We start from the raw sequence: 13,669 nt of genomic DNA on the forward strand, positions 1-13,669 counted from the left end.
TTCTGCTTTTAAAAATTACTTTTTCGAAGCTTTGATAATTTCAAATTGCTCTTCGGTCATGCCATAGTCATCAAAGAAAGCGACTCCTTTGGCACCATTGTCTTTGGCTAATTGAATGGCTTGTTTTAAATCGGCATTACTCAATTTTGGTGTAAATAATCCTGTGTGTAATTCTGTTTTTTTACCTTCTAAATCAGATATACCTTGCTTGGTTGCATAGCCTATCCAGTCTAATTCTTCGTTATAAAAATTGTAATAAATCATCGGCAAGACCATATCGATATTCCATTTGTCCCAACGCTGACGTACCATGTGATCGGCCATTTCTGGATAAGGAAACACGGCCGCACTTAATTTTTTATTGTGTTTGTGTACAATGGTATAAGCTTCATCGACCAATGATTTGATTTCGTTCAAACGGAAATTCTTCCATTCGATATCAATGGCTGGATTAGTCATTTTTCGAGGGTCTTTGTGATGTAGTTTTATAAATTTGTTTACACTAGCATCCGAATAATCAAAGTCGTAATCTGGCAATTCCTCTTCTTGTTTTAAATTGTATTTGGGCAATAAGCCAATTGGCAAATACACATCTGGATAACGGATGTAATCTAAATGTACGCTGGTTACGCCATCTACTTTAGCCAATCCTTCAACTAAACTTAAAATGTGTTTTCTGGCCTCAGGATGACTGGGAGACAACCATTGGTAATAGCCCACATAAGGTCTTTCTTCTTTCTTAAAACATGATTTTCCACTGCGGCTTACCATATACCAATCAGGGTGTTGCATCGCAACCGAATCCCCAGGTCTGTTAGTGGTAAACATCCAAGCATGCACTTCTAGTCCTGCTTTTTTGGCAATTGGCGCCACTCTTTTCAATAATTTAGGATCAGCTCCTGTATTTACTAAAACCGCATCAATACCATACTTTTTTAATTTTTTGAAGTGCGCTTCAAATTCGGCATCTGTTTTTTTATTTCCTACTGTTATCCAATTCCAATATTTGAAATTTTCAGTTTTCGTTTCTTTTGAGGAAGCAACAGCACTGCTTCGTTTAGAAGTACTGTTACATGCCGCTAAACTGATTAAAAGACTAAAAAGGGCTATTCTAATTTTCATAGGTTTAGATTATTGTGATATAAATTTTCCGTCTTCTTTGATAAGGAGTGTTTTATTAGTAAATGGACTTTTGAGGAACAAATTAAAACCGCTACGGTGTATTTCTAACTTAGGTTCCAGCTGTTTTCCATCGACTGTTATGGGCGATTTTGTCAAACTTTCTATAGTGGCAAAATATTTTCCGTGTTTTTTAAAATTTTCATTCTGAATGCGAAACAATTGGTACAATTCCCATTTTATTTTTTCATCTTGAGGAATTTTGAAAGTATTTTCAGTTGTAGGTGCTTCTGATGAAAAAAACACATAGCCCCACTTTTCAGGTTCGTGCATATTGACAACCCCCATCGGTGACCAAACCCAATTGTATTCGTGGAGAAGTTTGTTGTTGGCATCTCGTTTTCGTTCGTATTTACCGTTAGTAATCTGATGCTCCCAATTCACACGCGAAAAATTCACTCTCCAAAATTTGTCCGCAGGTACATTTTTTTGATAATAGCCTGTTTTATAAACCGACCATGGAATAGCCATTTCAAGAGTCCAACCTTCGTCAGTATCGGTTGGATTATTGATAGTTCCATTTACTTTGACTGCCGATTGTAAATCAGTGATATTCCAATCATTCAAAACTGCATTTTCTACTCGATATGGTTTGGAAACAAATAAATCCCAAGCGGTATTTAAGGCATTAATTTCTAATTCATAGTAATTGTGCGTATCACCATCTGGATCTATAAAGACTTCAAAATCGTTGTTGTGAAAAATAATGGTATCTCTCTTTGTCAGATTTGCCCAAACGTGGGGTTCTTCCATTTTGGCCAAAATGTAATAGTACTTATCGTCCCACAACATTTTTACCTGCGTTTTATATTTGGGTTGTTTTTCACCTACAATATCTATAAATGGTTCTGACCAATTCACTTTGTTCCAAGCTTCCTCTTGGTCATTGCCATCAATGCTTATTTTTTCAGTTGTTTTATAGGCTGTATAGGTTTTAGGTGTCAATTGTTTATTGCCTTGTGCACAAACCACTGAACTAACAGTTAGAAAAATCAACTTTAAATATTTACTCAATAAACGCATATAATCAGGATTACAAACTATTGTTTTTGGTAAAGTTAACCACTTCACTTAACTTACCAAAAGCTAGGGCTACAACTGTATCTGCAGCACCATAATATACTGCTAATTTATCTTCTTTAGTATCATGCAAAGCGGCACATGGAAACACTACATTGGGTACATCGCCTACTTGCTCATACAATTCGACGGGACCTAATAAATACGGTTGGGTTCGGTATTTTACTTTTTCAGGTTGGTTTTCATCTAAAATTGCTGCTCCCATTGCATAACGAAAACCGTTACAAGTAGTAATTACGCCATGGTACAACATTAGCCAACCTTCGTTTGTTAAAATCGGAATTGGTCCTGCTCCAACTTTCGTACATTGCCAGGCGCTATCTGGAAAATTAGTCGCTTTCATTACGCAACGATGTTCTCCCCAATATTTCATATCAGGACTATAACTGATGTAAATATCTCCAAAAGGAGTATGTCCGTTATCACTTGGACGGCTCAACATGGCGTATTTTCCGTTGATTTTTTGAGGAAACAAAACGCCATTTCGATTAAAAGGCAAAAAGGCATTTTCACATTGAAAAAATTCTTTAAAATCAAAGGTATAACCAATTCCAATGGTTGGGCCATGATAACCATTGCACCAGGTAATCCAATAGCGGTCTTCAATAAAAACGACTCTCGGATCGTATTTATAATCCGATTCTATCATATCGGTATTACCTGCTTGCATTTTTATAGGTTCGTGCTCGATATCCCAATGGATTCCATCTTTACTAAACCCTGCAAAAATATTCATCTGCACGGCTTTGTTATCGCATCTAAAAACACCTGCAAAACCATCTCCAAAAGGCACTACTGCACTATTAAAAACACTATTGGATGTGGGTATTGCGTAGCGGTCAATTATAGGGTTTTCCGAATAGCGCCACATTACTTCTTTACAATTTTCTGGCTTTTCTTGCCACGGCATATTACTCATATTTTTTTTACTAATGATTTTTTCTTACTTTATCTAACCAGGTGTATTTTAAAATCACTGAAGTGATAATAAATATGGCCAAAGCTGTCCATGTTTTTGAGTAATCGCGAATCATAAAATAGATTGGCAATAAAATCATGCTTGATTGCCAAATAATACCAACTATACAATTCAACATATCGCTTGTAAAATCAGTGTTTTTTGTAAATTCAGCGTCTTCTTTTTTTAATTCACAATACACAGGATGCCAAAACCCCCACGGACGAACATTAGTATAAAACTTTTTTAAGGTTTCCATATTAGTTGGTGCTGTCAATAAGGTTCCTCCTAATGCCCCTAACAAAGAAACACCAAATATCACAGGAAAAATATAAATTGGTGGTACTTGAGCCATTTCGTAAAGCATCGAACCTGTTTCAAAATGTTCCTTATTTTTATCCAATAAGAATTGAAGGGTAGCAATGGCTAAACCTGAAGTCATTCCCCAAAAATACCCCCAACCATTGAACCGCCACCAAATCCATTTTAGAAAGTTGGCTGCAATATATCCTCCGTATAAAGCACTCGTAATCCATACCGTAATGGCATTTATAGAATCTGCAAAAAACCCCATTACCACACCTAGTGCCACAACTATAAAGGAAGATAGGTGGCTTATTTTGATATAATGCTGGCTACTCTCCTCAGGTTTAAAGTATTTTTTATAAATATCGTTTACAATATATGCTGGACTCGAATTTACAAAGGCTGAAAAGGTGGACATAAATGCGGCTAACAAACCCGCCAATAACAATCCTTTTATACCTACAGGAACATAATTATTGATAACTTTGGGCAAGATAATTTCCAAATCCCCTAGTGCTAAATTTGGTGAAACAGCCATTGAAGGAGCCAAATGCACCAACGCTAAAACCACCACTCCACTAATCAACAAATAACGAGGGATAAATAGGATTAAATTAGTAAAACCACTCATATAGGCGGCTTCTTTTACCGATTTGGTAGATAGAATTCGTTGCATATCATAACTAGGTGTAGGTCCCGCTATACTTGCAAAAAAACCTTTAAAAAGAGACATCCCAATGAATGCACCAAACATTTTGTAGCCCTGTGTATCAATTAATTTGTTAAATGCTTCATATTTTTCAGACCATGAACCTTCTAGTTTATTGTCTATGGAAATTAACTTCCATTCTGTCGAAATAATCGAATTAATTTGGACATCCGAAACGGTAATATAAGCATAAACTGCAATTAAAATTCCTGCGATAACCATGATGATGTACTGCAAAACCTCAGTGGCTACTACTGAAAACATTCCTCCTTTGATAGTGTAAATGGTCGTTAAAAAAATGATGAGTAATGCATACGTTTGATCAGAACTTAATAAAGTCGCATTATCCCAAAAAAGAGTTAAATCCCACGGGAGAATTATGGTTAGAAATTTGCCCACTCCTTCAAAAAAATAAGCAATAAAACCAATGGAAGCCACTACTGCAAAAATGGCTACTATTAAATGAGAAGCTCTTCCCGCCCTATCATCACCAAAACGTGTCAAAATCCATTCGGAACCCGTCATGATATCCGATTTTCGTATCCATGCTGCTAAAAATATCATGATAAAAACTTGGTTCCAAATGGGCCACATCCACATGAACATAAAACTTTTGGCTCCATACAAGAACAAAATCCCCACCATCCAGGCGGTACCTGAAACATCAAACATTCCAGACCCATTACTTAATCCTAAATAATACCATTTAATAGATTTACCTCCTAAAAAATAGGAATCCAACCCTTTAGATGCTTTTTTGGCAACCCAAATCCCCACCCCAAGTGTCAAAAGAATATATATTACGATAATTAATGCGTCTATAAAATCCATTATTCCTGAATGTTTTTAGTGATTCCCCAGTATTTATTAGGTGTTTTCCCCATAACCAAATGGAGTGTTCCTCCTTTTAAAAGGGTTTGATGTGAAAGTGTGGTTTGATTAAACGAAGCGTCATTGAGCTTAGCCGATTGAATGTATATATTCTCGGTCGAAACATTTTCAGCTTTGATGGTAAAGGTTTTGCCATTAGGCAAGGTAATCGTGGATTTTTCAAAAATAGGACTTCCTATTTCGTAATTCGTAGAAGCTGGATTCAAAGGATACAATCCTATTGAACTCAACACATACCAAGCACTCATTTGCCCACAATCTTCATTTCCACTAAGTCCATTGGGCGTAGTATTGTATTGTGTCTTTAAAATTTGACTCACCCAGTACTGCGTTCTCCAAGGTTTTCCAGCGTGATTAAATAAATACGCAATATGATGGCTTGGCTCGTTTCCGTGGGCATATTGCCCTATTAAACCTGAAATATCCGCTGAAACATTGGTCCCTGTAATTTCCGAACTTTGTGTAAAAAGTTGTTCTAATTTATCCGTGAATTTGGTTTTACCACCGTGCATTTTTATAAATTCAGCTACATCATGAGGCACAAACCAACTGTGTTGCCACGCGTTACCCTCTGTATAATCGGTATGTTCTCGGTGGTTTGAATATTTAGGGTCAAAAGGTTCATGCCATCTCACTCCATCCTGATGTTTTCCTCGCATAAAGCCTGTTTTTTCATCAAATAAAAATTGATACGCTTTTGAACGTTTTAAAAACAATTCGTAATCCTTGTCCTTTCCTAAGGCTTTTGCCATTTGAGCCACACACCAATCATTGTAAGCATATTCCAGTGTAATAGTCACAGATTCATCTAATAAATTGTACGGAATAAAACCGTATTGTTTGTAATAAAGTAACCCCCGCTCGTCTTGCATCATGGTTTGTTTCATTGCAGCGTAAGCGTATTCTGGATCAAATCCTTTAATCCCTTTCAAATAGGCTTCAACAATGACTGGAATAGAATGGTAACCTGTCATGGTATTGGTTTCGTTACCATAAAGCGTCCATACAGGCAGGATTTTTTTGGTTTCATAATAGCTCAACATCGACTTTATGATATCTGAGACTTTATTAGGAGCAATAATAGTAAGCAGCGGGTGCTCCGCTCTAAAAGTATCCCAAAGTGATAAGGTAGAAAAGGCCGTATACTCTTTAGCCGTTTCAATTTTGTCATTTTCTTTTCTAAATTGTCCGTTTTTATCGCTAAAGGTTACTGGCGCTAATTGAGCGTGATACAAGGCGGTATAAAAAATCGTTTTCAAGGAATCAACAGGCGTTTCCACTTTGATAGTTGAGAGGGCTTTGTTCCATTTAATGGCTGATTTTCGCTTTGCGGCTTCAAAATCAAAGTCACCTGAATCTAAATTTTCCTTCGCATTTTCAACACTTACCGAAGACAATGCGACTTTTATTATCAATTCATGCCCTTTGTTTTCATTAAAAAACAATTGGACGGCCGACTTTACTGACTGACTATCAACAGCCTTAACTTTTTTATTATCAGCAACCAAAACGTAATTCATAATTGGTTTAGAAAATTTAGCCACAAAAAACACTTTTTGATTTTTGGCCCAGCCCGTACTAAAACGATACCCACTAATAGTCACATCATCTTCCACTTGAATAGCGGTATTTGTGGCTTTGTCCCAGTTAATTCCAAAACCTAAATCTACAATTACCGACTGCGGTTCCCTTTTTTCATAGGTGTACTTGTGATAAGCAGTTCTTAAAGATGTTGTCAACTCAACATTTACTTTTGGGTCATTAAGAAATACTTGGTAGTAACCCGGTGTTGCTTTTTCATTAGAATGCTTATAACTGGACTTATATCCTACAGCATCTCTGGACTTAGGAGAGGAGGTTAAATCTACAGCTTTATTGGTGGGCATAAAGAGAATATCAGCTAAATCACCAATACCTGTACCGCTTAAACTCAAATGACTAAAGCCTACAGCGACTGAATCCGAATAATGATATCCAGAACACCAATCCCAACTACTTATTCCATTTACAGGACTTACTTGTAACATTCCAAAGGGCACAGTGGCACCAGGATATGTATGGCCATGACCACCAGTTCCTATAAATGGATTTACATAATTTGTATAATTATGCTCATTAATTTGATTTTTTCTGATACTTTTGTTGCAAGCCACTGCGAAAAAAACAAATAAAAAAAGTATTTTTATTTTCTTCATATTACACTCTTAGAACTTTTGTTTTATAAAATTTCATAAATTTAATCATTATCAAAAGTAATTTAGACGGATAACATCTAAACACAGTTAAACATCAAAAAAACAAACCCTATCCTTAACAAAATGAAATTTAATAGCAGTCAGGTCTCTTCTATATCTATCGTTCATCACGTCATCTTTTGGTCGGTTTATTTTTTATTTAATGTTTTTAAATGGGGAAGTTATTTTGATGATTATCTTTACTCTTTTAAGACCAATTTGTTTGGGTTTCCCATTCACATGATTCTTTGTTATTTCAATATTTACTTTTTGATGCCTCAATATGTATTCAAAAAAAGGTATTTATCTTTTGTATTATTAATATTGTCTTCGATATTTTTGATGGTGGTCTTAAAATTTAATCTCACCTATTATTTAGTTAGTAATAATGTATGGCCCGAAGGTCCAGTTCCTACACATAAATTAACGCTCAATTACACTATTGATATGATGATAGGAGAACTTTATGTAGTAACCTTTGTTACTGCTATCAAAATAACGTTAGATTTTTTAAAAGAACATAAAAGAGTGGCTGATTTAGAAAAAGTACAACTGGAAACAGAACTTTTGTTTTTAAAAACACAAATTTCGCCTCATTTCTTTTTCAACACACTGAACAACATCTATTCATTAGCTGTAGAAAACTCAAAAAAAACTCCTAAAATCATTTTAAAATTATCCGAATTAATGCGCTACCTTCTTTATGATACAGGTAGCAAAAAGCAAACTTTAGAAAATGAAATTCTTTGTATTCAAAACTATATTGACTTAGAAAGAATTCGCCATAATGATGAATTAGAAGTGGATATGTCTATTTCAGGCGACATACAAGATAAGAAAATCGCTCCTATTTTATTATTGTCATTTATTGAAAATGCCTTTAAACACGGGGCTCAAAAAAATATTGGTAAAGTTAAAATTGATATCAGTTTAATTATTAAAAAAGATTTTCTTTACTTTAGGACCTCAAATCCGATGCCCTTAAAAACGCAACATACCGAACGTTTTAATCAATCTAGTGGGATTGGATTAGAAAATGTGAAGAAGCGACTTGCTCTAGGTTACAATAAAAATGACTACAAACTAAAAATAAAAAGCGACGAGAACAAGTTTGTAGTAAAACTTAAAATTAAAGTAGCCTAATTATACTAATCGAGACTTTATTCTATTTTTTCTCAAAAATAGTTTCACCATAAAAAGAAAATAAAAGTGATGAAAATAAAATGTTTAATTATTGATGATGAACCGCTAGCGATTAATGTTATTAAAAATTACCTGGAACAAATTGAGGATTATGAGGTTATCAATACGTTTAGTAATGCCATTGAGGCTTTGAACTTTTTGAAAACCAATCTCATCGATGTGATTTTTCTTGATATTAACATGCCTGTACTTGATGGTATCAACTTTATTAAAAGTGTAGAAAATCCGCCCCTAGTTATCATCACAACAGCATACGAAGAATTTGCACTCGAAACTTATGAGTTAGATGTCTTAGATTACCTAGTGAAGCCAATCGAATTTCCTCGATTTATGAAAGCGCTGAACAAAATCAACCGAAGATTAGAAAACAATAAAAGTTTTCAAGACAACTCCAAAGACCATCCTTATATCTTTGTAAAAATTGATAAAAAGAAAATGAAAAAAATCTTTTTAGATGAAATTCTCGTTATTGAATCACTAAAAGATTATTTAAAAATAAGTACCACCTCAGGCAAATTCATCATCCACAGTACGCTATCCGATTTTACTGATTTACTACCCGCTCGAGATTTTATACGCATCCATCGTTCTTATACCGTTGCAATTGACAAAATTGACGCAGTAGAAGGTAATAGCATCGAAATTGAAGGCATCAGATATGTCATCGGAAGATCTTATATAGACGAAGTCAAACAACGCATCTTAAATTCCTCATTATAATAATGTGCATTCCCTTTACGCTATAACTCTAAGAAATGGGCTTCGATTAAGTATCGGAGCTTTTTTTTAGTACTAAAAACCCCCTCTTCATTACCATTACCCAAACAGCTCTCAAAAACATTTCATTTAATGGGATACAATTTGTAGCAAACGAAAAAATTCAGTCTTCCTTCACCCCACAAGCATTCCAAAAAACTATCCCCACCAACTTGAAGTTGATAGGTTTAGTTAGTAGCCTGAAAGGTTGGGATATCATTCCGCCCCAGATTCGTAAATTTTTATAATCATTAAACCGTTGGGGGTAATTAGGTTTTGATGATGTTTCCTCGTCGGTTCGAATAAATTTTCAGAAAATGCGAATAGCTTTTTCATAAAATTTGTATCGAGAACAAGAAAATAGCAGCAAAAACGGTTCTCGATACACATCACTTCGTGTGCGTTTATTCCCTTTCTCTCCACAAAAAACACTTGAACTGACTTTTTTAATAATTATACCTAACGGGTAATCATTACTCTTTTAGATTATACGAATCTATGGTGTAATATTTAAAAGAAAAAGCCAGAAACGCTGAAAGTACCAAGTTAGAACTCTACTTAAGATTTATAAAAAAAATTTCAAATTGCAACTACTCCTTCCATATCATTAACAAATTAGGAACAAATTGAAAAATAAGCCGATAATTATGCATTTTTTCAGGAGCTAAATTATCGCATTACAACACTGTATTTATTTCTTTATCGAAGAGGAGTAGTTATTTGTCGAAAATATAGAATTTAATCTACACAAAATTTTTAAGTTTATTTTATATTTAAAAAAGAGCTTAAAATGGCGTTAAATTTTAGCTAAGAAAAAGGTAAATTTTTCCCACTTCTCAAAGCAAAACACAGCCCAAAAAGCTATTAACGAATTATTTACAAGCCACCAATACCGTTTAAGATTATTTTCTACGAATTGAAAACACTTTTTTGACCTAATACGATTCTAAATATTAACTTAAAAAATCGAGTACAATGCCTTAAAAACTAAAACTAAAATACCACTTTATTAAAGTTTACATCTTTTACTAAACAACCTAACACCAATAACATTTATGGAAATTAAACTAAACAAAATTTTAATTTGTCCCAGCAAAAAACTTTTAATTGCTTCGTTAAATTCTTTTGTTTTATTATGCTTCACTAGTGCCTTTAGCTCGCCTATAGTTCTAGAAGAATCTAAAATAAATACAATTGACAGAATGGACCAACAACTCCAAATAACGGGTACCGTTAAAGACATAAACGGGCAACCTATACCTGGAGTAAATGTACTTGAAAAAGGTACTTCTAAAGGAGTGCAAACAGACTTTGATGGTAATTTTACGTTAAATGTTTCAAATCCAAAAGCTACATTGGTTTTATCCTTTCTTGGTTTTGTAACTAAAGAAGTCCCTTTAAACAATCAAACTAATTTTAAAATTACTTTACTTGAGGATGTTTCTAAACTTGAGGAAGTAGTTGTAGTAGGGTATGGAACACAGAAAAAAGTAAACCTTACAGCATCGGTTACACAAATTGGCTCTGAAGTTTTTGAAAACAGGCCAGTTTCCAATGCAGCGCAAGCTTTACAAGGAGCTGTCGGAAACCTTCAAATAACAAACTCCAGTTTTGGCGGTGAGCCAGGTGCTTCTTCCAATATTAATATCAGGGGTTTTGTTACCAGTAGTGGTATTGGAGTCATTGGAGAATCAGGACCATTAGTACTTATTGATGGTATTGAAATGGAAATTAACAACATAGACCCTGAAGATATTGCCACGGTTTCTGTCCTTAAAGATGCGGCAGCAGCCTCTATTTATGGTGCCAGAGCGGCGGGTGGAGCAATACTCATTACGACAAAAAGTGGTAAAAACATGAAAGGTGGTATGAAAATATCTTACTCCAGTAATTATTCCATCTCACAACCTACTCTATGGCCAGATCAGGTGGATGCTTATACCTTTGCACTTGTAATGAATGATGCTGCAAAAAATATTGGAAGTACTCCATATTATGATGCGCAACAATTAGGATGGATTCAACAAAATATGGCTATTCCAGGAAGTGCTCCTACCTTAGTACCTACAGCGACCAACGACAACTGGGACCAATCTAGTTTTGGTATCGATGCTACAGGAGCTACAAATTGGAAAGATTTCCTTTTTAAAGACTGGGCTGAAAGAAAAAAACACAACTTAAATATTACTGGTGGAGACGAAAAGTTAAATTACTATGTATCAGCAGGAATCTATGACGAAGGTGGCTTGTTGAGAGTAGGTGGTGAGTCTTTTCAAAGATACAATCTCGATGCAAAAATAGCAGCTAAACCCAACAAATGGTTAAGTTTTGAACTTTTAACTAAAATGTTAAAAAGCAAAGACGAATTTCCTTGGGATTATAGTCAAGGAACTGTTAATGGTAGAGGACGTGTATTTGATTTGCTTTCAAAGCTAAAACCTACTTTACCAACAGTTGACCCTCTATATGGAGAACCACTTGTTCAAGCGGTCTATCCATTGTGGTCAACTCAAAGGGAAAAAAACGAAGACAACCAAGTGATATTATTACCTAGAATTACCATTGAACCCATTCAAGATTGGTTAATTAATTTGCAATACAATTACAAGAGAAATAACAATAGGCAAATTTTTACTGCTTTACAGTATCAATACAAACAACCTAATGGTACCGTTGTTTCTGTACCAGAGAAAGAATCAACTCAAGTACGTCCTACTTTATTTACGAATGAGTATTTTTCTCCTAACTTATTTACCAGCTATACCAAATCATTAGGAAACCATAATTTTAAAATCTTAGCGGGATATCAAAGTGAAAAATATGAAGTATATAATTTATCGGGTTCAGCCTTATATTTATTGTCTGATAATGTTCCCTCCATTTCAACCGCAGTGGGTCAAAAATTAATCACTGATGCTATTTCTCATTGGAGTACTGAAAGTGTATTCTCTAGGTTGAATTATAATTACAATGAAAAATATTTCTTTGGATTTACCTATCGCGAAGATGGTTCTTCTCGTTTTGAAGAAGGTCAAAAACGTTCTGGATATCCTTCTTTTGAAGCCGGATATAATGTGGCCAAAGAAAATTTTTGGCCTCTTAAAGACTATGTAAATATGTTTAAGCTTCGTGCTACTTACGGTACTTTAGGAAACCAAAATGTGGATAACTACTTGTCAATTCTTCGTATTCCTATTTCTAACGGAACTTATTTGTTTAATGGTCAATGGGATTTTTTCGCAAATACACCTGATTTCACCAGTAACAACCTTACTTGGGAAACTGTAAAAACAACCGATGTTGGTATCGATGTTGGGGCATTTAAAAACAAATTAAACATGTCATTTGATTGGTACCGTACCGATATTGAAGGAATGGCGGCTAGAGGCGCTTCTCTACCTGGCGTTTTAGGAACCGAAGCACCATTGACTAATATTGGTGTTTCACGCGTACAAGGATGGGAAGCCGAAGTAAGCTGGAGACAAAACTTAGGTAATTTTGGATACCATGTTAAAGCCGTACTTTCAGACTATAAAAGATCTATTGTGGAGTACCCAAACCCAACCAATTTATTATCAAACTACTTTGCAGGCCAAGATTTAGGAGATATTTGGGGATTAAAATGGGAAGGATGGTTTCAATCCGCAGAGGAAGTTACACAACGTAATCAAGTTGTCAACCAATCATTTGTAAATGCTACTTGGACACCAGGAGACACTAAATATGTGGATTTAAACGGTGATGGTTTTATTAATAACGGGACCAATACTTTGGGCAATTCAGGTGATTTTTCAGTTATTGGAAATACAACACCTCGATACCAATACTCACTTACTTTAGGATGCAATTGGAAAGGATTTGATTTAAATATGTTCTTTCAAGGTGTAGGAAAAAGAGATGTATTAGTTTCTAATCACCAACGCTTTAGAGGGCCTGCTCAAGGTCCGTTACACGCCAATGTATTAACTGGACATCTGGATTATTGGAGAGATGACAGCAGTCCTTTAGGAGCAAATCCAGATGCTTATTTTCCAAAACCCTACGCTGCCAATCCAGGTGACAACAACAGAAACTATCGTTTTAATGTAGATCGTTACATTCAAAATGGCGCCTATACAAGACTAAAAAGTGTCCAAATAGGTTATACTTTACCTAAAGAAGTAACCTCTAAATGTAAAATAGATAAAATACGATTTTTTATGACTGGAGAAAATCTATTTACGGTATCTAAACTGATGTTCTATGATCCAGAAACTACTCCAGGAAATTTTGGAAGCGCCTATTCCTATCCGTTAGCTAAAATAATATCAACTGGAATAAACATTTCATTCTAAATTTAAATCATCAAGAATC

General features: G+C 34.8%; 8 protein-coding genes. 3 read left to right on the plus strand and 5 right to left on the minus strand.

From position 1 onward, the window contains the following. Positions 1–15 precede the first annotated feature (15 nt). Genes K5R64_RS15195 through K5R64_RS15215 form a run of 5 tightly spaced genes read right to left on the minus strand, consistent with a single transcriptional unit; the run spans position 16 to position 7,318 of the window. On the minus strand, positions 16–1,122 hold the full coding sequence (locus K5R64_RS15195) for a family 10 glycosylhydrolase (protein WP_220764639.1): 1,107 nt from the start codon (positions 1,120–1,122) through the stop codon (positions 16–18). Positions 1,123–1,131: 9 nt separating this feature from the next. Then, a complete protein-coding gene (locus tag K5R64_RS15200) occupies positions 1,132–2,175 on the minus strand; it encodes a carbohydrate-binding family 9-like protein (RefSeq protein ID WP_308443164.1) in 1,044 nt (347 codons plus the stop codon). A gap of 37 nt (positions 2,176–2,212) precedes the next feature. Next, a complete protein-coding gene (locus K5R64_RS15205; RefSeq protein ID WP_220764643.1) occupies positions 2,213–3,178 on the minus strand; it encodes a glycoside hydrolase family 130 protein in 966 nt (321 codons plus the stop codon). A gap of 10 nt (positions 3,179–3,188) precedes the next feature. After that, positions 3,189–5,063 (minus strand): sodium:solute symporter family protein, encoded by a 1,875-nt coding sequence (locus K5R64_RS15210; protein WP_220764645.1) that lies wholly within the window; start codon positions 5,061–5,063, stop codon positions 3,189–3,191. Then, positions 5,063–7,318 (minus strand): GH92 family glycosyl hydrolase, encoded by a 2,256-nt coding sequence (locus K5R64_RS15215; protein ID WP_220764647.1) that lies wholly within the window; start codon positions 7,316–7,318, stop codon positions 5,063–5,065. The genes K5R64_RS15210 and K5R64_RS15215 overlap by 1 nt, the downstream gene beginning before the upstream one ends. Before the next feature lie 123 nt (positions 7,319–7,441). On the opposite strand from K5R64_RS15215, the gene K5R64_RS15220 reads away from it, so the two are divergent. The 3 genes from K5R64_RS15220 to K5R64_RS15230 all read left to right on the plus strand — a co-directional run bounded on the left by K5R64_RS15220 (position 7,442) and on the right by K5R64_RS15230 (position 13,650). Continuing rightward, positions 7,442–8,500, plus strand: a complete 1,059-nt coding sequence (locus K5R64_RS15220; RefSeq protein ID WP_220764649.1) for a sensor histidine kinase — start codon at positions 7,442–7,444, stop codon at positions 8,498–8,500. A 69-nt stretch (positions 8,501–8,569) separates the two neighbouring features. Then, the gene (locus K5R64_RS15225; RefSeq protein ID WP_220764650.1) at positions 8,570–9,280 is read left to right on the plus strand and encodes a LytTR family DNA-binding domain-containing protein; all 711 of its coding nucleotides are present in this window, start codon (positions 8,570–8,572) and stop codon (positions 9,278–9,280) included. Between the two features lie 1,238 nt (positions 9,281–10,518). Next, positions 10,519–13,650 (plus strand): TonB-dependent receptor, encoded by a 3,132-nt coding sequence (locus tag K5R64_RS15230; protein ID WP_220764651.1) that lies wholly within the window; start codon positions 10,519–10,521, stop codon positions 13,648–13,650. Positions 13,651–13,669: the final 19 nt, after the last annotated feature.

It is taken from the genome of Flavobacterium sp. UMI-01, from assembly GCF_019656315.1.
Lineage (GTDB): Bacteria > Bacteroidota > Bacteroidia > Flavobacteriales > Flavobacteriaceae > Flavobacterium.